General features: G+C 64.4%; 26 protein-coding genes. 11 read left to right on the forward strand and 15 right to left on the reverse strand.

All coding sequences use genetic code 11. The annotated features are described in order from the left end of the window. Position 1: 1 nt before the first annotated feature. The 4 genes from E2K99_RS24355 to E2K99_RS24370 form a co-directional block, all read right to left on the reverse strand. Positions 2–1,231, reverse strand: a complete 1,230-nt coding sequence (locus E2K99_RS24355) for an MFS transporter (RefSeq protein ID WP_134223876.1) — start codon at positions 1,229–1,231, stop codon at positions 2–4. Next, complete coding sequence (locus E2K99_RS24360) at positions 1,228–1,575, reverse strand: DMT family protein (RefSeq protein ID WP_034335429.1); 348 nt, start codon at positions 1,573–1,575, stop codon at positions 1,228–1,230. Before E2K99_RS24360 ends, E2K99_RS24355 begins: the two co-directional genes overlap by 4 nt. Before the next feature lie 78 nt (positions 1,576–1,653). Next, the gene (locus E2K99_RS24365; RefSeq protein WP_134223877.1) at positions 1,654–2,388 is read right to left on the reverse strand and encodes a hypothetical protein; all 735 of its coding nucleotides are present in this window, start codon (positions 2,386–2,388) and stop codon (positions 1,654–1,656) included. A gap of 159 nt (positions 2,389–2,547) precedes the next feature. After that, on the reverse strand, positions 2,548–3,447 hold the full coding sequence (locus tag E2K99_RS24370) for a LysR family transcriptional regulator (RefSeq protein WP_134223878.1): 900 nt from the start codon (positions 3,445–3,447) through the stop codon (positions 2,548–2,550). Between the two features lie 89 nt (positions 3,448–3,536). On the opposite strand from E2K99_RS24370, the gene speG reads away from it, so the two are divergent. Beyond that, positions 3,537–4,127, forward strand: coding sequence for a spermidine N1-acetyltransferase (gene speG / locus E2K99_RS24375; RefSeq protein ID WP_134223879.1), 591 nt, complete (start codon positions 3,537–3,539; stop codon positions 4,125–4,127). A 77-nt stretch (positions 4,128–4,204) separates the two neighbouring features. Continuing rightward, positions 4,205–4,537, forward strand: a complete 333-nt coding sequence (locus E2K99_RS24380; RefSeq protein ID WP_034335425.1) for a DMT family transporter — start codon at positions 4,205–4,207, stop codon at positions 4,535–4,537. Positions 4,538–4,553: 16 nt separating this feature from the next. On the opposite strand, the gene E2K99_RS24385 is transcribed toward E2K99_RS24380, so the two are convergent. Further along, the gene (locus E2K99_RS24385; protein WP_039783025.1) at positions 4,554–5,495 is read right to left on the reverse strand and encodes a GlxA family transcriptional regulator; all 942 of its coding nucleotides are present in this window, start codon (positions 5,493–5,495) and stop codon (positions 4,554–4,556) included. Between the two features lie 109 nt (positions 5,496–5,604). On the opposite strand from E2K99_RS24385, the gene E2K99_RS24390 reads away from it, so the two are divergent. The 3 genes from E2K99_RS24390 (at position 5,605) to E2K99_RS24400 (ending at position 8,579) form a co-directional block, all read left to right on the forward strand. Further along, positions 5,605–6,423, forward strand: coding sequence for an SDR family NAD(P)-dependent oxidoreductase (locus E2K99_RS24390; protein WP_134223880.1), 819 nt, complete (start codon positions 5,605–5,607; stop codon positions 6,421–6,423). A gap of 115 nt (positions 6,424–6,538) precedes the next feature. Further along, entirely contained in the window at positions 6,539–7,297 is a 759-nt protein-coding gene (locus E2K99_RS24395) for an SDR family oxidoreductase (protein ID WP_134223881.1), read from the forward strand. Between the two features lie 58 nt (positions 7,298–7,355). Further along, the gene (locus tag E2K99_RS24400) at positions 7,356–8,579 is read left to right on the forward strand and encodes an MFS transporter (RefSeq protein ID WP_134223882.1); all 1,224 of its coding nucleotides are present in this window, start codon (positions 7,356–7,358) and stop codon (positions 8,577–8,579) included. On the opposite strand, the gene E2K99_RS24405 is transcribed toward E2K99_RS24400, so the two are convergent. Continuing rightward, a complete protein-coding gene (locus E2K99_RS24405) occupies positions 8,576–9,925 on the reverse strand; it encodes a sigma-54-dependent transcriptional regulator (RefSeq protein ID WP_121041207.1) in 1,350 nt (449 codons plus the stop codon). The two genes, E2K99_RS24400 and E2K99_RS24405, sit on opposite strands and share 4 nt — an antisense overlap. After that, positions 9,910–11,340 (reverse strand): sensor histidine kinase, encoded by a 1,431-nt coding sequence (locus E2K99_RS24410; RefSeq protein ID WP_240733814.1) that lies wholly within the window; start codon positions 11,338–11,340, stop codon positions 9,910–9,912. The genes E2K99_RS24405 and E2K99_RS24410 overlap by 16 nt, the downstream gene beginning before the upstream one ends. 119 nt (positions 11,341–11,459) lie before the next feature. On the opposite strand from E2K99_RS24410, the gene E2K99_RS24415 reads away from it, so the two are divergent. Beyond that, positions 11,460–12,974, forward strand: a complete 1,515-nt coding sequence (locus E2K99_RS24415; RefSeq protein WP_134223883.1) for a sensor domain-containing diguanylate cyclase — start codon at positions 11,460–11,462, stop codon at positions 12,972–12,974. Positions 12,975–13,074: 100 nt separating this feature from the next. Here the strand turns inward: E2K99_RS24415 and E2K99_RS24420 are convergent, their stop codons facing one another. Continuing rightward, a complete protein-coding gene (locus tag E2K99_RS24420; protein ID WP_034340601.1) occupies positions 13,075–13,725 on the reverse strand; it encodes a 3-oxoacid CoA-transferase subunit B in 651 nt (216 codons plus the stop codon). A gap of 13 nt (positions 13,726–13,738) precedes the next feature. Next, positions 13,739–14,434 (reverse strand): CoA transferase subunit A, encoded by a 696-nt coding sequence (locus tag E2K99_RS24425; RefSeq protein WP_013236556.1) that lies wholly within the window; start codon positions 14,432–14,434, stop codon positions 13,739–13,741. 269 nt (positions 14,435–14,703) lie between these two features. Here E2K99_RS24425 and E2K99_RS24430 point away from each other — a divergent pair, with 269 nt between their 5' ends. Then, on the forward strand, positions 14,704–15,264 hold the full coding sequence (locus tag E2K99_RS24430; RefSeq protein WP_034340603.1) for a PAS and helix-turn-helix domain-containing protein: 561 nt from the start codon (positions 14,704–14,706) through the stop codon (positions 15,262–15,264). Between the two features lie 10 nt (positions 15,265–15,274). Here E2K99_RS24430 and E2K99_RS24435 read toward each other — a convergent pair whose 3' ends face one another. Continuing rightward, positions 15,275–16,213 carry a LysR family transcriptional regulator gene (locus tag E2K99_RS24435; protein ID WP_039783005.1) on the reverse strand — a complete coding sequence of 313 codons (939 nt, stop codon included), beginning with the start codon at positions 16,211–16,213 and terminating at the stop codon, positions 15,275–15,277. Positions 16,214–16,338: 125 nt separating this feature from the next. On the opposite strand from E2K99_RS24435, the gene E2K99_RS24440 reads away from it, so the two are divergent. From E2K99_RS24440 to E2K99_RS24450, 3 genes are all read left to right on the forward strand, one after another. Further along, a complete protein-coding gene (locus E2K99_RS24440; RefSeq protein WP_134223884.1) occupies positions 16,339–17,235 on the forward strand; it encodes an MBL fold metallo-hydrolase in 897 nt (298 codons plus the stop codon). Positions 17,236–17,293: 58 nt separating this feature from the next. Continuing rightward, complete coding sequence (locus tag E2K99_RS24445; RefSeq protein ID WP_134223885.1) at positions 17,294–17,905, forward strand: NAD(P)-dependent oxidoreductase; 612 nt, start codon at positions 17,294–17,296, stop codon at positions 17,903–17,905. Between the two features lie 76 nt (positions 17,906–17,981). Further along, positions 17,982–18,722, forward strand: a complete 741-nt coding sequence (locus E2K99_RS24450) for a DsbA family protein (protein WP_134223886.1) — start codon at positions 17,982–17,984, stop codon at positions 18,720–18,722. A gap of 5 nt (positions 18,723–18,727) precedes the next feature. On the opposite strand, the gene E2K99_RS24455 is transcribed toward E2K99_RS24450, so the two are convergent. From E2K99_RS24455 to E2K99_RS24470, 4 genes are all read right to left on the reverse strand, one after another. After that, positions 18,728–19,273, reverse strand: coding sequence for a hypothetical protein (locus E2K99_RS24455; protein WP_134223887.1), 546 nt, complete (start codon positions 19,271–19,273; stop codon positions 18,728–18,730). Positions 19,274–19,293: 20 nt separating this feature from the next. Next, on the reverse strand, positions 19,294–19,941 hold the full coding sequence (locus E2K99_RS24460) for an HAD family hydrolase (RefSeq protein ID WP_134224235.1): 648 nt from the start codon (positions 19,939–19,941) through the stop codon (positions 19,294–19,296). 439 nt (positions 19,942–20,380) lie between these two features. Beyond that, complete coding sequence (locus tag E2K99_RS24465) at positions 20,381–20,965, reverse strand: GNAT family N-acetyltransferase (RefSeq protein WP_134223888.1); 585 nt, start codon at positions 20,963–20,965, stop codon at positions 20,381–20,383. After that, positions 20,966–21,901, reverse strand: coding sequence for a LysR family transcriptional regulator (locus tag E2K99_RS24470; RefSeq protein WP_205703730.1), 936 nt, complete (start codon positions 21,899–21,901; stop codon positions 20,966–20,968). A gap of 93 nt (positions 21,902–21,994) precedes the next feature. Here E2K99_RS24470 and E2K99_RS24475 point away from each other — a divergent pair, with 93 nt between their 5' ends. Then, complete coding sequence (locus tag E2K99_RS24475; RefSeq protein ID WP_134223889.1) at positions 21,995–22,933, forward strand: DMT family transporter; 939 nt, start codon at positions 21,995–21,997, stop codon at positions 22,931–22,933. 109 nt (positions 22,934–23,042) lie between these two features. Here the strand turns inward: E2K99_RS24475 and E2K99_RS24480 are convergent, their stop codons facing one another. After that, positions 23,043–23,393 (reverse strand): hypothetical protein, encoded by a 351-nt coding sequence (locus tag E2K99_RS24480; protein WP_134223890.1) that lies wholly within the window; start codon positions 23,391–23,393, stop codon positions 23,043–23,045. Positions 23,394–23,401: the final 8 nt, after the last annotated feature.

The following is a 23,401-nucleotide window of genomic DNA, read 5'->3' on the forward strand; positions in this document are numbered from 1 at the left end:
ATTACTTCGCCACCGCCACCGGCCGGCCACCCGGCGCATGATCGCGCCGCTCGGCCAGCACACCCCACACCACCAGTGCCAGCAAGGCGATCCCGGTCAGGGCCGCAAAGGCCGCGCCATAACCGTAATGCTTGGCCACCACGCCGGCCAATGCCGGGCTCATGGCTGCACCGATGGACTGGATGGTCGTGACCGCACCCAAGCCGATGTTGATGTGGCCGCTACCCTGCAGGATGCGCGCCACCGAACCCGGCAGGGCCACGCCCAGCAGACCCGCACCGACGCCATCGAGCATCTGCACCGGCAACAGCGCCCAGGCCGAATCCCAGACCCCGGCCACCAGGCCGCGCACCGGCAACGCCAGCAGTGCCACGGTAATGAGCAGCCAGTAGCCCTTGCGGTCGGCGAAGCGGCCCGCAAAGAGCGCCGTGGGAATCATCACCAATTGCGCCACGATCACGGTCAGCGCCGTGTAGAGCGCCGGATCGGCATGGCCGCGCGAGACCACCGACTGGCTCAGCAAAGGCAGCATGGCCGCATTGCCCAGGTGGAACAGCATCATCGCCAGCGCCAGCAGCATCAGCGGGCGCGACCCGGCCAGCACGCGCCAGGTGGACACCTGCGGCTGGTCAGCGGCACGTTCGGGGTCGAGGCCACGGGCGACATCGTGGTCGATGTCCTCGGGACGGATGCGCGAGAGGCACACCAGCGACGCCACCGCCATCACCGCCATCAGCACGAACACCGCCGGCAAGCCCCAGAAGTAGCCGAGTGCACCGGCCAGCGCCGCCGAGAAGACATTGCCGCCGTGGTTCCAGGCCTCATTCTTTCCGAGCTGCGAAGGCAGACCCTGCTGGCCGACGATGCCCAGCGTCAGGCCGGCAATGGCCGGTCCGATGATGGCCCCGACGATGCCGGTGCCGACCTGCGACACCGCCGTGATCGTGAAGCTGGGCGAGACCAGCAACAACAGCGAGCCCGCCACCACCAGCACCGAGCCGATGCCGACCACCAGCCGCTTGGCGCGTACCGCATCGGTCAGCGCCCCGGCGGGCGTGGTGGCCAGCATGCCGGCAATGCCGCCCAGCGTCATGACGTAGCCGATGTCGTCCGCGGCCCAGCCATGACCCATCAGGAACACACCGAGGAAAGGACCGAGCCCGTCGCGCACATCGGCCAGGAAGAAGTTCAGCCTGGAGAGCCAGGCGATCGAGCCCGCTTTGGTATTCATCCGATGGGCCCCTTGAAGATGAAGAAGGCACCCAGGCAGATGCAGCCGAAGCCGACCAGGTGATTGATGGTGAACTGCTCACCCAGGTACAGCACCGAGAAGATCGAGAACACCACCAGCGTGATGACCTCCTGCATGGTCTTCAGTTCGGCGGCGTTGTAGACCGAGTGGCCGATGCGGTTGGCGGGCACCGCGAAGCAGTATTCGGCCAGGGCGATGCCCCAGCTGACCAGGATCACCAGGTACAGCGGTCGGTTCTCGAACTTGAGGTGGCCGTACCAGGCGAAGGTCATGAAGACGTTGGAGATGATCAGGAAAACAATGGGAAGGATTTTTGGCGACATGGTTCTTATTCTTTATCAGGTGGATGAAATGACACGCGGAGAATCGGGCAGACCGGCGGCCTGCCCTGCCGCAACCCTTTATCGGACGCGGCTGTACAGCGGTTGCAGGGAATCCGCGCTGGCCCCGACATCAATGGCCTCGATGGCGGTACCGAAACTGTTGCGGGTCCCCAAGCCATTGGCAGCAAACGGCGCGCCAGGTTCCAGCGGCGTGCGCAGACTGTCGGGGGCGAAGCGCACGATGCTGCCGTCATCCAGGATGACGCCATTGGCTTCGCCACGCGGGCCGGTCAGCACCATGGCGATCTTGCCGCGCACCGAGAGCTGGCGCAGTTGCGCAGCGCGCAGATGGGGAGGCAGCGGCGGGTTGGCATCGAAGGCGGGCGGGCGGTCGATCACGGTCTGGCCGTTGGCCAGATTGACGATGGCATCGGCCTTGATCACGCCGGCCGCTTCAGCCTGGCCGAAGATGCGCACCGACTGGCCCGGCTTGACCGCGTTCTGCAGCGTCTGCGACAGGTGCGGCGGGAACTTGATCACGGTGCGCTCGCCCACCATCAGGCCATCGACTTCGCCGTAGGGATTGATCAGGAAGCGGCTCACGCGGCCTTCGGTGATGGGAGCCTGGGCGGTCATGGCGGCGTCATAGGTGGCGGGCGGGACCCGGGGTGCCATCGGACCGGCGACCGGCGCGGCACCCGGCGGAGGCGGAGCAGGCGGCAAGGCCTGGGCTTGCGCCGCCATCATCGAACCCAACAGGGCCAGGGCCGAGAGCGCGGCCAGCGAACGGGGGAGGAAGGTGGAACGGTTCATGACAACTCCTTTGAGGTGAGAGGGGTACACCCTCTTTTGCAAACCCCGTGCCTGCCACGAATCCCTTTTAAATCAATGACTTGCGTATTTCTCCGTAGGCACATGTGTCCGTTCCCGTGACACCTTGGCGTCCGCTGCCGGACACTGTCCGCGCCGCCGTCACATGTCTTCGCCCAGCACCGCCTGTCCCTGGCTGCTCAACAACTGGCCGAAGCGCTCGCCTATCCACTGCGCGGTACTCCCCAGCGGGCGGCCTGGCAGCCACAGCATCTGTACCGACAGCAGCGGCAAGGCCAGCGCCGGACAGCGCAGCGGCACCAGTGCCTTGGCATGATCGAAATATTCGGCGACGTTGACCGGCAGGATGGCCCAGCCCAGGTTGTCGGCCACCATCTCGGCGATGCTGTAGTGATTGTCGGAGCGCCACAGCTTGGGGCTGTAGACCGGTTCTTCGACGCCATCGGCCTGCAGGATCAATTGCCGGTATTGCGCCAGGTCGGTCTTGCGCAGGCGTTCGCGCGCGGCCAGGGGATGGCGCGGCGAGACGAAGATGCCTTGCGCCACCGAGCCGATGTGGCGCTGGTCAAAGCCGCTGGCCACGCGTCCCCGGTCGAAGTGAAAGCCGATGTCGGCGCGGCGCTGCTGCACGGCTGCCACCACTTCGGCCGGGGTGCCATCGAGCAAGGTCAGTTCCAGCGCCGGCGCGCGCGTCGACAATTCCCGCAGCAGCACGCGCAGGGCGGCATAGGGCAAGGCCTCATCCAGCACCATGGTCAGGCTGGCTTGATCGCCCAGCGAAAAGGACCGGGCCCGTTCTTCCAGCGCATCGGCCTGGCGCAGCACCTCGCGCGCTTCCTGCAGCATGGCCGCGCCGACCTCGGTGAGTCCGGCCTTGTGGGCCGAGCGGTCAAAGAGCGTGACGCCGAGATCGACTTCCAGCAGCGCGATGGCCGTACTGACGGCTGATTGGGCCCGGCCCAGATGGCGTGCGGCGGCGCTGATGGAGCCCTGTTCGGCTGCAGCGACGAACTGGCGCAGTTGATCGAGATTCCATTGCATGTGGCACTCCATCTGAATTATCGATAGATATTATCTTTGTCGATCTGCCCTGACGGTGGATCATACTGGTTTTCCCACAAGGAGATGCCATGCAGAAATCACATGACCTAACCCGGACCGTGCGTTTGCGCCCGCTGGAGCGCGAAGACCTGCGCTTCGTCCATCACCTGAACAACAATGCCACGGTGATGCGCTACTGGTTCGAAGAACCGTATGAAACCTTCGCCGAACTCTCGGCCCTGTTCGAGTCCCACATCCATGAGCAGAACGAGCGCCGCTTCATCGTCGATGCCGATGGCGACAGCAGCGGCCTGGTGGAACTGGTGGAAATCAACACCGTCCACCGCAGTGCCGAATTCCAGATCATCATCGCGCCCGCCTGCCAGGGGCGCGGGCTTGCGGTGCAAGCCACGCGGCTGGCGCTGGACTATGGCTTTTCAGTGCTGAACCTGCACAAGATCTACCTGATCGTCGACCGCGAGAACGAGAAGGCGGTGCATGTCTACGCCAAGGCCGGCTTCCGGCAGGAGGGTGTGCTGAAGGAGGAATTCTTCATGAACGGCCAGTACCGTGACGTGATCCGCATGGGCATCTTCCAGCGCGATCACCTGGCCCGCATGCAGGCCGAACCGGCGCAGGAACACGCCGCACCCGCCACCGTAGAGACGGCGGTGCATTGAACCGCGCGCACTGAACGCACTGAACGCACTGAACTCACCGAGTGCGTCGAATTGATTTATCCACAGGAGAATCCAGCATGTCCGCTTACCTGACCCTGGCGGTGGCCATCGTGGCCGAGGTGATTGCCACCACCGCCCTCAAATCCTCACAGGGATTCACGCGCCTGTTGCCGGGCATCATCGTGGTGCTGGGCTATGGAGTGTCCTTCTATTGCCTGTCGCAGACCTTGCGCACCATGCCGACCAGCGTGGCTTACGCGATCTGGTCGGGCGTGGGGCTGGTGCTCATCACGCTGGCCGCCTGGCTGATCCATCAGCAGCGGCTGGACTGGCCGGCCGTGGCCGGCATCGCGCTCATTGTTGCGGGCGTGATGGTGATCAACCTGTTCTCGGCCAGCGCGGCGCACTAACGCACATCAGCACATATCAAGCGCGCACTTCGCGCCGCATCGATTGCGGTGCCACCCCAAAGCCGCGCAGAAAGACTTCACGCATGTGGCGGCGATCCCGGAAACCGGTCTCGCGCGCCACCACCTCCAGCGGATGGCGGCTTTGCTCGATCATCAGCCGCGCCGCTTCCAGCCGCAGGCCCTCGATGGCCTTGGCCGGGGATTGCCCGGTCTCGGCCGTGAACACGCGGGTGAACTGGCGCGCACTCAGGTTGGCCTGCTCGGCCAGTTCCTCCACCGTCAGCGCGCGCTTGAGATGGCGGCGCGCATAGTTCAGCGCATCCTGGATGCGATCCGTCTTGGGGGCCAGCGCCAGCATTTCCGAATGCTGCGACTGGCCACCGGCGCGATGCTGGTGCATTACCAGCTTGTGCGCCACGCTGCGCGCCACTTCCTCGCCCAGGTCCTTGCCGACCATGGCCAGCGCCAGGTCCAGCCCGGCAGTCATGCCGGCCGAGGTCCACAGAGGGCCATCGACGATGTAGATGCGATCGTCTTCGATCTGGATGTCGGGAAAGCGCGCACGCATCGCCGCAGCAAACGCCCAGTGCGTGGTGGCGCGGCGGCGTGCCAGCAGCCCCGACTCAGCCAGTACGAAACCGCCGGTACAGATGCCGGCGATGCGCCTGGCCTTCTTTGCCGCCCGTTGCAGGAAGGCGCGCTCCTCCTGGCTCGCCGGCGACTCAAGCGGATTGCCCACCCCGCACACCACCCAGGTATCGATGGTGGCCGTGGCAGCCGCCCTGGTGGTGCTCACGCGCATGCCCAGGGATGACGTGATCTCGCCACCCGCGACCGAATAGTTGTGCATGCGGTAGAAGTCGTGGCCCACGACCTTGTTGGCATATTCAAAGACCGACTGGGTGGCCAGGCCCATGACCTGGAAGCCTTCGGTGAGCAGGTAGCCGATGTGGTGCATGTCCGGACTCCGTAATGATGTCTCAAAACACTACCATATACGTCATTCAGGAAGTCCGCAAGCGACCTAAGATGCACTCCATCGACAACCCACATCGAAGGAGAACAGCATGAACCAGCCGCACACCCAAGCCCGTCGTGGTACCGCCCTCGTCACCGGCGCCTCATCCGGCATCGGTGCCCTCTACGCCGACCGTCTGGCCCGCCTCGGCTACGACCTGATCCTGGTGGCCCGCAACCGCGACCGCCTCAATACCCTGGCCGCGCGCATCACCACCGAAACCGCCCGTAACGTCGAAGTGCTGGAAGCCGATCTTGGCCAGGCTGCATCGCTGGCTCAGGTGGAAGAAAAACTGCGCAGCGATGCCAGCATCACCCTGCTGGTCAACAACGCCGGCATCGGTACCCACACGCCGCTGCTGCAAAGCAAGGTCGAGCACATGACCGACATGATCGCGCTCAACGTCACCGCGCCGACCCGCCTGACCTATGCCGCCGTGCCCGGTTTCGTGGCCCGTGGCCGGGGCGCCGTGATCAACATCTCCTCCATCGTGGCCGTGGCGCCGGAAGTGCTCAATGGCGTCTATGGCGGCAGCAAGGCCTTCGTGCTGGCCTTCTCGCAATCACTGCATCATGAACTGGCTAACCAGGGCGTGCAGGTCCAGGCCGTGCTGCCGGGTGCCACCGCCACCGAGTTCTGGGCCATCGGCGGCCTGCCGGTGGAACACCTGGACCCGGCCATCGTGATGTCGGCCGAGCAGATGGTGGATGCGGCGCTGGTCGGCTTCCAGCGCGGCGAGCTGGTCACCATCCCCTCGCTGCATGACGAAACGGCCTGGACCCGTTTCGACAGCGCGCGCCAGCAGATGGCAACCCAGCTCTCTGCCAATACCCCGGCACCGCGCTATGCCGGTAGCGATCTCCATTGAGCAGCCCGCAAGGCCCCCGGTTCCTGTCTTTTTTGCCCTGATATGAAGCTTGCCGCCACGGCCCCTGCGGGCGGGTGTGTGCGGCCTCACTCTACTGACCTAGTGAAGGAAAATCATGAAACTCACCGACAACACCCTCTTCATCACCGGTGGCACCTCCGGCATTGGCCGCGCACTGGCCGAAGCCTTCTACCGGCTGGGCAACCAGGTCATCATCGGCGGCCGCCGCAAGGCCCTGCTCGATGAAGTGACCGCCGCCAATCCCGGCATGCAGGCCATCGAGTTCGACGTCTCCAGCCTGGCCAGCATCGAGGCCGCCGCCGCCACGCTCAAGGCGCGCTTCCCCACGCTGAACGTGCTGATCAACAATGCCGGCATCATGCCCTTCGACGATGCCGGCGGCGCCATCGACGACCAGGTCAGCCGCAGCATCCTCGACACCAACCTGCTCGGCCCGATCCGCCTGACGTCGGCCCTGATCGACCTGCTCAAGGCCCAGCCGCGCGCCACCATCATCCACAACACCTCGGTGCTGGCCTATGTACCGCTGGCGGTGACCGCCGTCTATTCGGCCAGCAAGGCGGCGCTGCATTCGTATGCGATGTCGCAGCGCTTCATGCTGCGCGACACCTCGGTGCGGGTGCAGGAGATCGCCCCGCCCTGGGTTGATACCGACCTGGTCAAGAAGAGCGGCGACCCGCGCGCCATGCCGCTGGAGGCCTTCATTGCCGAGACCATGGCCAAGCTGGCCGGCGATGAGGAAGAGATCATCGTCGAGTCCGTCAAGCCGCTGCGCGACAACCCAGGTGCCAATGAACACGCGCTGGTCAACGGCTTCAATGCGGCGCTGATCGCCAATCCGATTCCGGTCTGATCGTCTTGCGGTGTGCTGTCATGCAGCGCACCGCACCGTAGCCATCGTCGAGGACAGCATGACATCCACTCCCCTGGAGCCTGCGCCGGCTCCCGCCCCCTCTGCATCGCCTTCGCCGTCGGGCTCGCTGCTCACGGCGGGCTTCCTGGCCCTGGGCACCTTCGCCATCGGCACCGAAGGCTTCATGATCGCGCCGCTGCTGCCGCGCATGGCGGCCGATTTCGGCATGAGCGTGTCGACCGTGGCCAGCCTGGTGATCGTCTTCACGCTGGTGCTGGCGATCAGTTCACCCATCGCCACCGTCCTGTCGGCGCACATCAACCGCCGCCGCGTGCTGATGGGTGCAATGGGCGTCTTCACGGCGGCCAATCTGGTGGCGGCCCTCTCCAGCGGCTTTGGCGGTCTGCTGGCATCGCGCCTGCTGATGGCCGTGGCCGCCGGGCTCTACACACCCAATGCCAGTGCCCTGGCCGGGGCCATCGTCAAACCCGAACAGCGCGGACGGGCGCTGGCCATCGTCAGCGGCGGCATGACCATCGCCATCGCGCTGGGACTGCCACTGGGGTCGGTAGTCGGACATGCCTTTGGCTGGCGCGCCACGTTCGGGGCCGTGGCCGTGATGGGCGCGGTGGCGGTGGCCGGCATTTGGCTGGGGGTCGGGCGCGATGCCGGCGGGCAGATGCGGGTGGCCGGGCTGCGCGAGCGGCTGGCCGTGGTCGGGCAGCCGCTGATCCGGCGTCTGCTCGGGGTGACGCTGTTCTGGTCGGTCGGCGCGTATGCGGCCTATCCCTATGTGGCACCGTATCTGGCGCACACCCTGGCCTTCGCTGATCGCGGCATCGGCCTGACGGTCAGCCTGTGGGGCGCTGCGGCCGCCGCAGGCGTGACCGTGGGCGGCCATCTCAATGATCGCTTCGGCTCGCCGCGCGTGGTCAGGCTGTCGCTGCTGCTGCTGATGCTGGCCTTCTGGAGCTTGAGTGCGGCCACGATGCTGTCGCCCCGGGCGGCACTGATCCCGGTGCTGGTAGCGGTGGTGGTTTGGGGCTTTGCGGTATGGGCCTTCTTCCCGGCGCAGATGGCACGGCTCATCGCCTCAGGCGCAGCGGCGCAGGCACCGGTGGCCTTGTCGCTCAACACCTCGACCATGTATCTCGGCTTTTCATTGGGCAGCGCGGCGGGCGCGGGCATTCTGGCACAGGGATGGATGGCTGGCATCGGCCTGTTCGCTGGCACCTGCGCACTGGCGGGCCTGCTGCTGGAGCAGCGCCTGCACCGGACCTAAGCGACTGCGCCGCCCTGCTCTTCCAGCTTGCGATACAACTGCTGCCGCGAAATGCCCAGCCGGCGGGCGGCTTCGGCACGATTGCCGTTGGCCGCTGCCAGCGCGCGCTGCAGCATCACGCGTTCGACCTGCGCTATGGCCACGGCCAGCTCACCGTCCCAATCGATGGCGACGTCGCTGGCATTTTCCGTGACGCTGCGGTCGGCCAGGGCGATGTCTTCCGGTTCGATGCAGGCACCATGGCTCATCACCGCCGCGCGTTCCATGGTATTGCGCAACTCGCGCACATTGCCCGGCCAGGCGTGCTGCAACAGGCGACGCGCGGCGGCAGGACTGATGCGCTTGGGGGCATCGCCGCCCTGCTGGCGCAGGAAGTGTTCGGCAATGGCGAGGATATCGCCGGGACGCTCGCGCAGCGGCGGCACCTTGATCGGCAAGACCTGCAGGCGATACCACAGATCTTCGCGGAAACGTCCCTCGCTGATTTCCTGCGGCAGGTCGCGGTGCGTGGCGGCGATCACCCGCACGTCCACCTTGACCGCCTGCTGGCCGCCGACCGGCGTCAGTTCGCGTTCCTGCAGGACACGCAGGATCTTGGCCTGGGTCGGCAGGGCCATGTCGCCGATCTCATCCAGGAACAGGGTCCCGCCATGGGCCTCCTGGAAACGTCCCAGACGCGCGGCGGTGGCCCCGCTGAACGCGCCCTTGACGTGGCCGAACAGTTCGCTCTCGATCAGCTCCGCCGGAATGGCCGCGCAATTGATGGCCACGAAGGGACGTGCGGCGCGCAAGCCATTGCGATGCAGGGCACGCGCCACCAGCTCCTTGCCGGTGCCGGTCTCGCCCAGGATCAGCACGGTGGCGTCGCTGGTGGCAGCGCGCCCGATCTGCTTGAAGACCTGGCGCATGGCTTCGCTGTCGCCGACCAGGGCATTGCGCTCGTCACCGGTTGCGCTCTGCGTGACGCTGGCGTCTTCGGTTGCGGCCGGGCTCTGGCGCAGTGCGCGCTCCAGCGTTTCCACCAGGGCCGCGCGCGGCACCGGCTTGGTCAGGTGATCGAAGGCCCCCAGGCGGATGGCTTCGATGGTGTTGTCGCCGCTGGCGTAGGCGGTCAGCATGATGCAGGGGATGGCGGCGATGGCCGGCGCGCGCTGCAGGAAGACCAGGCCGTCTTCCTCGGGCATGCGCAGATCGACGATGGCGGCATCGACCGCATGCGCGGCCAGCAGGGTCAGGCCGGCAGCCGTACTGCCGGCTTCAAGGACTTCGTGGCCGAGGTCGCCGACGGTCTCGGCCAGGCTGCCGCGAAAGGCAGCATCGTCATCGACGATCAGGATGCGCGCCATGGCAACTCCATTTCAAAACGGGCACCGCGTTCGCTCGCGGCCAGGTGGATGACGCCGCCATGCGCATGCACGATCTCGCGCACCAGCACCAGGCCCAGGCCGGTGCCGCCAGTACGCTGGCTGACGAAGGGGTCGAACAGACTATCACGCAATTCCGCCGGCACGCCCGGACCATCATCGGCCACCCACAGCAGCAGTCGCCCGTCCTCGCGCAAGCGCGCACCCAATGCGATGTGGCCGCCTGCGGTGCAATGCGCCAGGGCGTTGAGCAGCAGGTTGTCCACCGCGCGCGCCATCTGCACCGGGTCCAGTGCGCTGGTGACAAGACTGCCGCCAAAGCTGGCGGCATCGATGGCCGAGGCCAAGCGCACCTGCTGGCGCTCGGCCAGTTCGGCGTGGGCCTGGCAGCGGGCCTCAATCCAGCTGGCCAGATCGACGGCCTGGCGCTGCACCTGGAACGGTTGCGCCAGTGCCAGCAGGCTGGCCACCAGCGTATCGAGCCGCTCGGTCTGGCTGACCACCATTTCGAGCGCGCCGGTCACGCGCGTCTCGCGCACCTGGGCGGGGGCGGCCAGGGCATTCTCGGCTTTCATGCGCATGGCCCCGATGGGATTGCGGATTTCATGGGCCATGCCGGCCGCCACCCGGCCCAGCGTGGCCAGCCGTTCGGCGTGGGCCAGCTGGCTGGCCAGGCGTTCGGACTGGCTGCGCCAGCGCGTGAGCGTGGCCCCCAGCCACACCCCGCTGATGATGACGAAGGCCAGCAGCAAGGCGCTGGCCACCAGCAACTGATTGAGCACGCTGGCGCTCATCACCGGCACGCGCTTGAGGGTCCACGCCGCCAGCGCCACCTTGCCCAGCGGCACCGGGCAAGCGGCGAACACCACCGCCTCGCGCAGGCCGGGCCGCACGTCGGTGACGGTCGTGCCGCCATCGAGGGCGCGCTGCGCAGTCGAGACGATGCGTTCCATTTCCGCACCCGGCGGATCACGTTTGATACCGCTGCCGTCATAGGTCGGGAAGGCATAGGCCACAACGTCGCGCTGGGGATGCCAGAAACCGCCCTCCACGCCGGCCTGATCGCGCAGGGACAAGTCAATCACCGCCTGCATGATGGAGCTGCCGGGCAGGCCGTCGCCATCGGCCGCAGTGCGGGACGCGCCGCTGCCGGAAGAGAGCGCATGGGCCAGGCCCGCGCTCATGGTGGCGCAGCTGACGGCGGCTTGGCCGGTGGCCTGGCTGATCTGCGAAGACGCGCCCTGGCGGCTCAGCTGCAGCAGCAGGAAGGCGAGAATGAGAGCGATCAGGGCGATGAAGGCCCACAGGATGACGAGGTCGCGCTTGATGGTGTTCTTGATGTTCAGGGAGCCTCCGGTGCTGCACAGATTCGGTTGACGACGCTCGCATTTGAACACGAAGCGGGCAGCGCGTTCTGCGATCAGACCGGCGGGGCTGCACGGCGGTTCATCTTTTGTTGCAAGACAATCACGTTGCCGGCGATCAAGATGGAAGCGCTTTTTGCTTTATGCGTTAATTGCGCCTGGGGATCTGTGGGGGAACAAAAATCAAGCAGTTGAAGAAATACCTGGTCGTGGTATTGGGTATCGCCATGCTGATGGTGCTGGCCATGTGCGCCAGTACGCTTTATCAAAGCTATCGCCAGACTCGTCTTTCGGCGGTGGCCAACGCCGGCAACGTGACGCTGATCTCCCAGCGCGCCATTTCGCGCAACCTGGAGGTGCTATCGCTGTCGCTGGATACGCTGGCCTACCGCTACCAGCATCCGTTGGGCGCACGCCGGCTGGAAGAGGCGCAGCGCTATGCCTATCTGTTCGGCAGCGCCGCCAGCGTCAGCCATATCGCGGTGATGGCCGTGATCGGCCCCAAGGGCGAGGTGCTGGCCAGTTCGCGCCGCCGCCCGGGCGAACCCGCTCCCAACTATGGCGACCGTGCCTATTTCACCGCGCACCGCGATGCGGACAATGTCGGCCTGTATGTCTCGCGGCCGATCCAGGCCAGCCTGGGCAATGAGCTGCAGGTGGTGGTGCTGTCCAAGCGGCTGTTCAATGACGATGGCAGCTTTGGTGGTGTCGTCGTGATGGCGCTGGACCTGGCCTATTTCCGCGATCTGTTCGAGGGGCTGTCACTGGGTGCCGATGGCGTCATCTCGCTGTATTCGGATGATGGCGTGGCCTACATGCGGGTGCCGTACCGGGACGACGTCATCGGCCGCGATCTCAGTGGCAGTGCCAATTTCCAGCGCATCAAGAGTTCTCTCCAGCATGAGGAAGGCAGTTTCTTCGCGCGCGCCAACAGTGATGGCGTAGAACGGCTCTATACCTTCCGGCGCATTCCCGACTCACCGCTGATCGTCTTTGTCGGCTATTCGCAGGAGGCGATTTTCAAGAGCTGGCGCAAGACGCTCTATGCGGTGATCCTCTCGCTGTTCATCTTCACGCTGCTGCTGGCCTATCTGCTTTCGCACGTACGCCACGAGCTGCGCCGCCGCGTGAGCATCGAACGGCGGCTGGAAGAACTGGCCCTCACCGACGGCCTGACCGGCCTGCTCAACAGGCGCGCACTGGACGACGCCTTGCAGGCCACCTGGGAGCGCTGCCGGCGCAATCTCAATTCGACCTTCTCGGTGCTGTTCATCGATGTGGATTACTTCAAGCTCTACAACGACAGCTATGGCCACAAGCTGGGCGATGAGGTGCTGCGCGAAGTGGCGCAGGCCATCAACGAAAACCTGCCGCGCAATACTGACTGCGCCGGCCGTTACGGCGGCGAGGAATTCGTGGTGCTGCTGGAGCTGACCGAGGAACAGGGCGCGCTCCTGATGGCCCAGCGCCTGTGCGATGCGGTCTACAGCCGGCTGATCGTGCATGCCACCAGTCCCCTGCGCGTGGTCACCATCAGCGTGGGCGTGGCCACCCTGCAGCGCGGCCACCACCGCCGCGTGGAGGACGTGCTCAATGCCGCCGATGCCGCCCTGTACCGGGCCAAGCGGGATGGGAGAAATGCGGTGAGGGTCAGCGGGGTTGAGTGAGACAAGCCGGACCCGGCTCAAACAAAAAAGGGCACCATTTCCATGGTGCCCTTCGCTCATCCGACACGGCAGTGACTGCCGTCTCCGGTCTTTCAAACGATCAGACCTCGCTCACATCCAGCGGCGCTTCGGTCTTCTCGATCACTTCTTCCTTGGTCACGCCGGAAGCCAGTTCGATCAGCTTCAGGCCGCCCGGGGTCACGTCGATCACGCCCAGGTCGGTGATGATGCGGTTGACCACGCCCACGCCGGTCAGCGGCAGGTTGCAGTCGTTCAGGATCTTCTTCGAGGTGCTGCCATCCTTGGCCTTGGCCACGTGCTCCATCAGCACCACCACGCGGCCCACGCCGGCCACCAGGTCCATCGCGCCGCCCATGCCCTTGACCATCTTGCCGGGGATCATCCAGTTGGCCAGGTCGCCCTTGGCAGAGACCTGCATCGCCCCCAGGATGGCGATGTTGATCTTGCCGCCGCGAATCATGCCGAAGGAGTCCGCCGAGCTGAAGAAGGACGAACCGGGAATGGTCGTCACGGTCTGCTTGCCAGCGTTGATCAGGTCGGGGTCGACCTGGTCTTCGGTGGGGAAGGGGCCGATGCCCAGCAAGCCGTTCTCGGATTGCAGCCACACTTCGATATCGTTCGGAACGTGGTTGGCTACCAGGGTCGGCAAGCCGATACCCAGGTTCACGTAGAAGCCGTCCTGCAGTTCCTTGGCTGCGCGCGCAGCCATTTCATCTCTGGTCCATGCCATTTTGTGTGTCTCCTTATGCGCGCACGGTGCGTTGTTCGATGCGCTTCTCGGGCGTGGCATTGACCACGATGCGATGCACGAAGATGCCGGGGGTGTGGATCTGGTCCGGGTCGAGCTGGCCCACTTCCACCAGTTCTTCCACTTCCACCACGGTGACCTTGCCGGCCATGGCGACGTTGGGGTTGAAGTTGCGCGCGGTCTTGTTGAAGACCAGGTTGCCGGCCTTGTCGGCCTTGTGCGCCTTCACCAGCGACACGTCGGCCACCAGCGAGCGTTCCATCACGTAGCGCTCGCCGTCGAACTCGCGCACTTCCTTGCCTTCGGCCACCAGCGTGCCCACACCGGTCTTGGTGAAGAACGCGGGGATGCCGGCGCCACCAGCGCGCAGCTTCTCGGCCAGGGTCCCTTGCGGGGTGAACTCCAGTTCCAGTTCGCCGGCCAGGTACTGGCGCTCGAACTCCTTGTTCTCGCCCACGTAGGAGGCGATCATTTTCTTGATCTGGCGGGTGGTCAGCAACTGACCCAGGCCGAAACCATCGACGCCGGCGTTGTTGGAAATGGCGGTCAGGTTCTGCACGCCCGAATCACGCAGGGCGGCGATCAACGCCTCGGGGATGCCACACAGGCCAAAGCCGCCGACCGCAATGGTCTGGCCGTCCTTGACGATGTCTTTCAACGCGGTGGCCGCGTCTGGATACACTTTGTTCACGAGTCTCCTTTCGGCTCTTGTCTTGCGAGCAGGGTTGCAAGCGGGCCGGCGGACATGCCGGCTTCAACAGGGATGGGCGCAGGGGCTTCTCTTGCGCAACGTCGGCAGACGTCGCCGGGCCCCGTTCGGCTCCAAATAGCGCCAATTATCATAGGGCAGCTGAAATAGGCCATACAATACGGTAAAAATACCTGGCGCAATGCAGCATGGTACCGTCAGACAGACGGTCCCGCCAGTTGCGAGGGACCAGCCAACCAGTGCAGCAACTCATGACCCAGCCACTCCCCATCGATTTCGAACAGGTTTTCATGCACGCGCCCATCGGCATGTGCGTCTCGCACAATCGCGTGATCCAGCAGGCCAACCTGGCCATGGCCGACATGTTCGGCTATGAGGTCGATGCGCTGCGCCAGACTTCCTTCCAGGAGATCTACCCCACCGCCGACGAATTCGAACGCACCGGCCTGCGCCTGGTGCCGATCCTGAACGAAAAGGGCTTTTATTCGGACGAGCGCATCATGAAGCGCTCCAACGATGAAATGTTCTGGTGCCACGTCACCGGCCATGCGCTCAACCGCGACAACCCGCACGCGGCCGGTATCTGGACCTTTGAGGATGTCAGTGCAAAACGTCCCATCGCGCCCGGCCTGACCCCGCGCGAACGCGAGATCGCCGCACTGCTGGTGGAAGGCAAGACCAGCAAGCTCATCGCCCGCCAGGTCGAACTGAGCCCGCGCACTGTGGAAATGCATCGCGCCCGCCTGATGCGCAAGTTCGCCGCTTCCACCTCCTCCGAACTGGTGCACAAGCTGCTGAGCATCACGCCCTGATCACCCTTGATCAGAAGGGCAGGCCTGCAAAACGCTGCGCCAGGAAATCGAGCATCGTGCGCAAGGTCGCCGGCATGTGCTTGCGCGAGGCATAGACGCCATAGATGCCCAGCTGCAAAGGCTCGTAATCGGGCAGCAATTGCACCAGCTGGCCGCTGGCGACCAGCGGCGCCACCGTATAGGCCGGCATGTGGCCGATGCCCACGCCGGCCAGCACCGCCTGCAGCAACACCGTCACCTCATTGGCGCTGATCGTGCCGCCCACCGCCACGCTTTGCGTCTGCGTCTTCATCTTCGCGGCGGCAGCGCCCTTGCCCGCCCTGGCTTTTTTCTTTTTCGGATCGAACTGCCACAGGCTGCGCCCCACATAGGAATGCGTCAGGCAATTGTGCAAGGCCAGGTCTTCCACCTTGCGCGGCATGCCATGGCGCGCTAGGTAATCCGGCGTGGCGCAGATCACCGAGTGGCAGACCCCCAGCGGACGCGCGATCAGATTGGGTTCCAGCCGGTTGGTCATGCGGATGGCCAGGTCGATGCGTTCTTCCACCAGGTTCACGGTGCGGTCCAGCGCCAGCAGGTCCACCGCCACCCCCGGATAGCGGCGGCCATACTCGACCACGGCCTGGATCAGCTGGGTCTGTGCAAAGGAGGTACTGGTCGTGATGCGCAGGAGCCCGCGCGGCGTTTCATCGGGCGTATCGAGAACATGGCGCATGTCCTCGGAATACTCCAGCATCTGGCGGCAGCGCGGGAGCAATTCATTGCCGGCGGGGGTGAGCGATAGCCGCCGCGTGGTCCGGTGCAGCAGGCGCGCACCGACCCAGTCTTCCAGCTCGGCCACGTAGCGCGACACCACCGGCCGCGACAAGTCCAGCTGCTCGGCCGCCGCCGACAGGCTGCCGCCATCCACCACCGTCACGAAAACCTGCATGGCCATCAGGCGATCCATTGGGGCCCCTTTTTCATTTGAACGATTTCAGAAACAAACTGTGATCGATTATGCTGTTTTTCGAAATCAAAAGCGATCCTATGATGGCGGCTCCTGACACCCATCCACCTCTTTCCGGAGTCGCCATGTTTTCCACCCTTCGCCTGCTGCGTCCCCTTCTGGCCATCGCTGCCACCGGCCTGCTGGCCTTCTCGGGCGCGGCCGTCCAAGCCGCCGCCCCGCTCAAGCTCGACATCTACAATCCCGGCAAAGAAGCCATCTTCCCGGTCAGCTCGGTGCTGGTCACGGGTGAGCGCGAAGCGATCCTGGTCGATGCGCAATTCGGCCAGCGTGAAGCGCAGCAGGTCGTGGACAAGATCCGCGCCAGCGGCAAGAAGCTGACCACCATCTACATCAGCCACGGCGACCCGGATTACTACTTCGGCCTGGAAGCCCTGCACGCCGCCTATCCGGACGCAAAGATCGTGGCCTCCTCGCCGACCGTGGAACACATCAAGGAAACGGCTGCCGGCAAACTGGCCTACTGGGGCCCCAAGCTGGGTGACAACGCGCCCCGCGCCACCATCACGCCGGAAGTGCTCAAGGGCAAGACGCTGATGCTGGAAGGCCGCAAGCTGGAAATCGTCGGCCTGGACGGGCCGCAGCCGGATCGCAGCTTCGTCTGGATTCCCTCGCTCAAGGCCGTGGTTGGCGGCGTGGTGGTGGCCGGCAACATCCACGTATGGGTGGCCGATACGCAAAGCATGAAGTCGCGCCTGGACTGGCTCGGCACGCTGGGCCGCATCGAGAAGCTCAAGCCGGCCATCGTCGTGCCCGGCCACTATGCCGCCGGTGCGCCGCTGGATATCGCCTCGGTGCGTTTCACCCGCGACTACCTGAATGCCTTCGACCAGGAAGCCGCCAAGGCCGCCGACGGCAATGCCCTGATTGCCGCCATGAAGCAGCGTTATCCTGACCTGGGCGATACCAGCTCGCTGGAGCTCTCCGCCAAGGTCATCAAGGGCGAAATGAAGTGGCCCTGATCTGAACTGCATTGATCCGAAGCTGTTTGTCCTCCCTCTCCATCAGAAAGGAAACACCATGAAAATCGCACTCATCGGCGCCTCCGGCAACGTCGGCACCCGCATCGTGGACGAAGCCCTGCGCCGCGGCCACAACCTCATCGCCATTGCCCGCGACGCCGGCAAGATCGCCCAGCGCACCGGCGTGACTGCCGTCTCGGCTGACGTCAAGGACGCAGCTGCCCTGGCCACCGCCATCAAGGGCGCGGACGTGGTCGTCTCCAGTGGCCGCTTTACTGCCTTCGGTGCGGACGACCTCCTGCCGGCCCTGAAGGCAGCCGGCGTCAAGCGCCTGGCCGTGGTCGGCGGTGCCGGCAGCCTGGAGATCGCACCGGGCAAGGCGCTCATCGATACCCCGGAGTTCCCGGTTGAATACATGCCCGAGGCGTCCGGTGGCCGTGACTTCCTCAATGCCCTGCGTGGAGAGACCGAGCTGGAGTGGACCTTCCTGTCGCCCTCGGCGCTGTTCATCGCCGGCGAGCGTACCGGCCAGTTCCGCCTGGGCCAGGATGCACTGCTGGTCGGTGCCGATGGCAAGAGCTGGATCTCCTACGAGGACTACGCCGTGGCCCTGCTGGACGAGCTGGAACAGCCGAAGCACGTGCGTGCCCGTTTCACGGTAGGCTACTGATCCACTACGCTTGCCGGGCCTGACGGTGCAGAAAACGTCAGGCCCTGTGCCGATTCATTCAAGAGGAAAACGCATCATGACCACCCCCGCCGCCCCGCACGACACCGTGCTTCACTACATCCACGATCCGCTGTGCGGCTGGTGCTACGGTGCCGCGCCGCTGGTGGCGGCGGCCCGCGCAGTGCTGCCGGTGCAGGCGCACGGCGGCGGCATGTTGGCCGGCCGCAACCGTCGACGCGTGGATGCGCAACTGCGCGATTACGTGATGCCGCACGATCAGCGCATCGCGCAGATGACCGGACAGGCGTTTGGCGAACCCTACTTCAATGGCTTGCTGCGCGATACCGAAGCGGTCTTCGACTCGGCCCCGCCGATTGCGGCCGTGCTGGCGGTACAGGCGCTCAAGGGCGACGCCGCAGGACTGGACATGCTGGCAGCGATCCAGCGTGCGCATTACCAGCAAGGGCGGCGCATCTCGGAAGTGGCGACGCTGACTGAACTGGCGCATACTCTCGGGATCGACGCTGAGACATTTGCCTCCGAACTGCAGCGGGTCGAACAGGAAGAGCTGGCCAATCACATCGAGGCCAGCCGTGAATTGCTCAACTATGTCGGGGGCCGGGGCTTCCCGACCTTCGTGCTGCAGCGGGGCGATACCCTGGAAGTGCTTGATACCGGGCGCTGGCTGGGGCAGCCGGAAGAGTGGGTAAAGTTTCTGCGTGAAGAAACGGCTGCAGCCTCCAGTGCCGCTCCCTCCGCAACCGCAGCCCAAAACCAGCCGGCCCAGTGTGACTTGGAGACGGGGCGCTGCGACTGAACGGGTTATACCAACACATCCGCGCGCACGCTTGCGTGAGTCAGGATGTGCACCCCGCTTTGAGCGGCCCAATGCATCGCCTTTTCCTCTATGCCCGGGGACACGAAAAAGAAGTGGCAGGTGTCATCCCAGCTTTCAAGAAATGCGCACGCCAGCTCCGGAAGCACGACATGCCATTCACGATGTCCCAGTGACGAGCCTCCGTTCGGCCTGCAGTAGGCCGTCAGCGCATGGCGTGAATTGAAAGTGCGAAAAACGAGCCTGTCCTTTTTTCGTCCCCGCAACGCGTACGACAGCACCTCCGTCTCGGCGATCATCCTCTTGCAGAAGCTTTCCATGAGCGCATCCCTGCGCTTGCGCTCGTCGGGAGGGACCGCCTCCAGCAACTGGCAAGCTTCTTCTGGCGAGAGCCAATGGTCGAAGACTGACACCGAGATCACCTGGACTTGCGGGTCTTTCTTATTTTCATGAACACGAGGCAACCACGCAAAACGGGCGGCCAGTTCTTGTTGACGATGACGGGGGACATTAAGGAGGCGACGGTGAGACATCGGTTTTCCTGACCGGCGGATCAGGCCTCGCACGGTACCCCAAGCGCACGCAATGCAGCCCGTGTAGCAGTCACATCCACGTGATGAATGCCCTGCCATCCCAGCGCCCGGCACCCATCGATATTCTTTTTCACATCATCGATGAAGACCAGCTCTTCGGGCTTGAGGCCCGGCAGGTGACGTGCATAGCGCTCCAATGCGATCTGGTAGATGCGCGGCTCGGGCTTGATGCAGCGCTCCTCGCCCGAGACCACGATATCGCGGAACAGCTGCATGAAATCGTGGTGGTCGCGCGCATGCGGATAGGTTTCCGACGACCAGTTGGTGAGGCCGAATACCGGCACCTGCTGCGCATGCAGTTCGCGCAAGAGCGCTACGCCCTCCGGCAACGGACCGCGCAGCATCTCGGTCCAGCGACCGTAGAAGGCACGGATCAGTGCTTCGTATTCAGGATGCTGCCGGACCAGATCCGCCGTCCCTTCCGCCAGCGTGCGGCCACCGTCCTGCTGTACGTTCCAGTCGGGCGAACAGATGTGCGTGAGGAAATGGTTGCGCTCCTGCTCGTCCGCGATCAGCTGCTGATACAGGTGCTGCGGGTTCCAGTCGAAGAGCACGCCGCCGAAATCGAAGACGACTGCGCGGATGGGGCTTGGTGCAGAAAACGTCATGGTTGAAATCCTTGGCATAAGACGAATATCAGGAACGAACCCGAGATCGCAGACAGCGCAATAGTAACCATCCAAAAATTGCTCCAACGGTGCCTCAGCGATCTTCTCCGGATCGCACTCATCCACCGCGAGTTGATCTCTGCGTCGATATCCCGCCCGCTCTTCTGCAAACAGGATCGCTGGACTTGCACGACCGATCAGGATGGCTTTATTGCGGACCTGGTCATGGGTACCGCATTTGGGACAGGCTTCAATTTCCTCTTGATCCCGATTAAGCATGTCGACACTCCTCTGGAACGACCAGAACTTGGGGTCTGCGAAAATGGATGGCCGTCATCTTATCGAAAATCGGACTGGAGCAAGCATGGTCGGCCAAGCCAGGTTAGAACTTTCGTGGCGCAAGACGATGCTATATCGCGTCATCGAACGTATTGGCGCATCAACTCGACAGCGACTCGACAGGAGCCACCGCGTCCGCCGGATTGATCAGAGAATGCAGGACATGATCCCGCCATTGGCCATCAATCTTCAGATAGTCACGCGCACGCCCTTCCTGCTGGAATCCCAGGCGCTGCAGCAGGGCCTGGCTGCGCCTGTTCTCGGTGCGCGTGTTGGCCATGATGCGATGCAGGCCAAGCCGCGAAAAGACATGGCCGATGGCCTGCGACAGGGCTTCCTGCATCAGGCCCCGGCCTTGCGCTGCGTGATCGAGCGAAAAGCCGAGATGGCAGGCCTGGAACGGGCCGCGGACGATATTGGTGAATCCGCACTCGCCCACCATGGCACCGGTCGCGTTGTCGAGCAGGACCAGGTGCAATGCCTGTCCGGCGTCCATTGCGCAGGCCATGTCGTGGATACGTTTTTCCATGCTGTCCAGGGTAAAGAAGCTGCCGGATCTTTCCGGCTCCCACGGTTTCAGGTGGAGTCTGTTGCGCACATAGTAGGCAAGCAATTCCGGCGCATCCTGATGCGACGGTGAACTCAGGGTCAGGCGAGATGTCCGGAGCAGGATCGCGGTGTCCATTCAAGCCGTCTCCTGGTCCGTGGCGCGCGCCTGCAACGCCTCCACCAAATAATCAATGAGCACCCGCATCTTGGGCGCGATATGGCGCGACGCCGGAAAGAGCAAATAGGCCACGCCCTGATAGTTGCTATCGACAGTCCACTCCGGCAAAAGGCGGACGACACGCCCGGCCGCCAGGGACTCCCTGGCCACGAAGTCCGGCACACACCCCACGCCCAGGCCCGCTTCAATGGCCGCCAGCCGCATTTCGCTGTGATTGACCGCACATCGTCCAGTCACGATGATCTCTGCCGCCTGGGTGCCGGAAAGGAAACGCCAGCGATTATCGCGTTCCTCCTCCCCCAGCGTGAGGCAACTATGGCTCATCAGGTCTTCCGGGTGATGGATCGCGCCACGGCTTGCAAGATAATCCGGGCTCGCCAGCAGGCACTGGCTGACCGGCAGCAATGGCCGCGCCACCATCCCTGGCGGCGGCGTATCGGTCAGGCGGATGACCAGGTCGACACCTTCACGCAGCGGATCGACCAGCCGGTCCACCACCATCAGATGCACATCCACGTCCGGATAGCGGGCCAGGAATTGCAGCAGCACCGGCTGCAGCAGATGGCGTGAGACGGCCTTGGGGGCGCTCATCCTGACCAGCCCCCTGGGCGTGCCGGCATGGCCTTCGGCCGCCAGCATGGTGGCGCGTGCGGCGGCCACCATCTTGCGTCCGTGCTCCAGCACGTCCAGTCCGGCTTCGGTCAGGCGCAACTGGCGGGTGGTGCGCTGGAACAGCGCCACGCCCATCATCTTTTCCAGACGGGCCACCTGGCGGCTCACGGCCGAGGGCGTCATGCCCTGCAGACGGGCCGCTGCCGAAAAACTGCCGGCGTCCACCACTTGCACGAACGTGACCAGCTCATGCAGTACCTCGGCCAACTCATTTGTTCTCATGCGGCACAACTCCTGTTCTTCGTTCCTGGCTAGTCAGGTCTCATCGGTCCCAAGACAATACACCAGCTCCGCCCAACGCCACGATGAGACCTCATGAACAAGACCTCCCTGCTGCACGCCCCCGCCCGTCCGCCAACCCTGCTGCGACTCCATCCTGTTGAATGGGCGCTGCTGCTGGTCGCCGTGATCTGGGGCGGCAGCTACAGCGCCGCGAAGATCGCCACGGAGCAATTGCCGGTGCTGCAGTTTCTGGTGCTGCGGTTTGGCCTGACGTTTCTCCTGCTGGCACCTGCCTTGCGCAGCATCACTTCCGTTCCCGCGTGGAAGAGATCGCTGGCGGGGGCGCTCGTGTTGGGTATGGTCCTGCTGGCCATCTTCATCTGCGAGACTGTCGGCGTCTCGTTGACGACGGCCTCCAATGCCGCCTTCCTGATCAGCCTGTGCGTCGTCTTCACACCATGGTGCGAGTGGCTGCTGCTGGGCCAGCGGCCCGAGCGTTCGGCGCTGATTGCGTGCGCATTGTCGTTTGTGGGCGCTGCCTTGCTGGCATTCCAGGATGGCATCACGCTCTCGCACCTGAGCTGGGGCGACGCGCTGATGGTGCTGGCCGCACTGCTGCGCGGCGTGATGGTGTGCCTGACACGCCGCCAGGGCCTGCGATTCGGCTTGCCCGCACTCACGCTGACGGCGGTGCAGATGGGTGTCATGACGGCGGGATCGCTGGTACTCATGGCGGTGCTGCCGGGTCAGCGCTGGATGCCCCTTCCGGCCAGCGCCTCCTTCTGGTGGGCGATGGCGTTTCTGGTCTTGCTGTGTACCATCGTGGCCTTCTTCGTACAGAACCATGCGGCCGCACGCACCAGTGCGTCACGGGTGGCCCTGCTGATGGGCAGCGAGCCGCTGTGGGGAGCGCTCATCGCGGTGGTGTGGATGAAGGAACAGATGTCCCTGCAGGGCTGGATGGGTGGCTTGCTGATCGTGGGGGCCACGGGGTGGGTGCTGCGGCCCAAGCCCGGCGCATCATCTCCCTGAGGCTGCCCCAGCGCGTTTCTCGGCGCTGCCGATGTGCTCTTGCCGCTGGTAAAGTGCGTTCAGCATTTCCAGAAGCGAATCGCGTTTATTTGCATCGATTGCGCCCCTTTCACCAACGGTAGATTTCACCTTCGTCGCCGACAATCTCGGCCTCCAGAATCGCAGCAAGCTCGGAGGCCGCGATATGTGTGGGGTCTGATTCCGACCCAATATCGGCCGTGGCCTTGAATGAAATCTGGCCACGCGCGAACCGGAAGCATGGCACCCATTCGCCCGAGGCCAAACGGATCTCTGCGTTACCTTCCTGATGGGCCAAGGCAATGCGTTCCCCGGTGGAAGGATTCACCACACTCCCCTCGCCGTCAGCAAGCCTGACACTATCCAGTTGACTCACTGCCGCACGCCACTCCGCAATGGTCAGTGGAGATGATTGTCGTTGGAGATGAAGTTCGTAAGCCAAATGTTTTC

Source organism: Herbaspirillum huttiense, from assembly GCF_004367745.1.
In the GTDB taxonomy this organism is placed as follows: Bacteria; Pseudomonadota; Gammaproteobacteria; order Burkholderiales; family Burkholderiaceae_D; genus Herbaspirillum; species Herbaspirillum huttiense.

Excerpts from the sequence above, each read along its gene's own strand:
- E2K99_RS24355 (WP_134223876.1), bottom strand. The coding sequence starts at position 1,231 with ATGAATACCAAAGCGGGCTCGATCGCCTGGCTCTCCAGGCTGAACTTC.
- E2K99_RS24360 (WP_034335429.1), bottom strand. The coding sequence starts at position 1,575 with ATGTCGCCAAAAATCCTTCCCATTGTTTTCCTGATCATCTCCAACGTC.
- E2K99_RS24365 (WP_134223877.1), bottom strand. The coding sequence starts at position 2,388 with ATGAACCGTTCCACCTTCCTCCCCCGTTCGCTGGCCGCGCTCTCGGCC.
- E2K99_RS24370 (WP_134223878.1), bottom strand. The coding sequence starts at position 3,447 with ATGCAATGGAATCTCGATCAACTGCGCCAGTTCGTCGCTGCAGCCGAA.
- speG (WP_134223879.1), top strand. The coding sequence starts at position 3,537 with ATGCAGAAATCACATGACCTAACCCGGACCGTGCGTTTGCGCCCGCTG.
- E2K99_RS24380 (WP_034335425.1), top strand. The coding sequence starts at position 4,205 with ATGTCCGCTTACCTGACCCTGGCGGTGGCCATCGTGGCCGAGGTGATT.
- E2K99_RS24385 (WP_039783025.1), bottom strand. The coding sequence starts at position 5,495 with ATGCACCACATCGGCTACCTGCTCACCGAAGGCTTCCAGGTCATGGGC.
- E2K99_RS24390 (WP_134223880.1), top strand. The coding sequence starts at position 5,605 with ATGAACCAGCCGCACACCCAAGCCCGTCGTGGTACCGCCCTCGTCACC.
- E2K99_RS24395 (WP_134223881.1), top strand. The coding sequence starts at position 6,539 with ATGAAACTCACCGACAACACCCTCTTCATCACCGGTGGCACCTCCGGC.
- E2K99_RS24400 (WP_134223882.1), top strand. The coding sequence starts at position 7,356 with ATGACATCCACTCCCCTGGAGCCTGCGCCGGCTCCCGCCCCCTCTGCA.
- E2K99_RS24405 (WP_121041207.1), bottom strand. The coding sequence starts at position 9,925 with ATGGCGCGCATCCTGATCGTCGATGACGATGCTGCCTTTCGCGGCAGC.
- E2K99_RS24420 (WP_034340601.1), bottom strand. The coding sequence starts at position 13,725 with ATGGCATGGACCAGAGATGAAATGGCTGCGCGCGCAGCCAAGGAACTG.
- E2K99_RS24430 (WP_034340603.1), top strand. The coding sequence starts at position 14,704 with ATGACCCAGCCACTCCCCATCGATTTCGAACAGGTTTTCATGCACGCG.
- E2K99_RS24435 (WP_039783005.1), bottom strand. The coding sequence starts at position 16,213 with ATGGATCGCCTGATGGCCATGCAGGTTTTCGTGACGGTGGTGGATGGC.
- E2K99_RS24440 (WP_134223884.1), top strand. The coding sequence starts at position 16,339 with ATGTTTTCCACCCTTCGCCTGCTGCGTCCCCTTCTGGCCATCGCTGCC.
- E2K99_RS24445 (WP_134223885.1), top strand. The coding sequence starts at position 17,294 with ATGAAAATCGCACTCATCGGCGCCTCCGGCAACGTCGGCACCCGCATC.
- E2K99_RS24450 (WP_134223886.1), top strand. The coding sequence starts at position 17,982 with ATGACCACCCCCGCCGCCCCGCACGACACCGTGCTTCACTACATCCAC.
- E2K99_RS24455 (WP_134223887.1), bottom strand. The coding sequence starts at position 19,273 with ATGTCTCACCGTCGCCTCCTTAATGTCCCCCGTCATCGTCAACAAGAA.
- E2K99_RS24460 (WP_134224235.1), bottom strand. The coding sequence starts at position 19,941 with ATGACGTTTTCTGCACCAAGCCCCATCCGCGCAGTCGTCTTCGATTTC.
- E2K99_RS24465 (WP_134223888.1), bottom strand. The coding sequence starts at position 20,965 with ATGGACACCGCGATCCTGCTCCGGACATCTCGCCTGACCCTGAGTTCA.
- E2K99_RS24470 (WP_205703730.1), bottom strand. The coding sequence starts at position 21,901 with ATGAGAACAAATGAGTTGGCCGAGGTACTGCATGAGCTGGTCACGTTC.
- E2K99_RS24475 (WP_134223889.1), top strand. The coding sequence starts at position 21,995 with ATGAACAAGACCTCCCTGCTGCACGCCCCCGCCCGTCCGCCAACCCTG.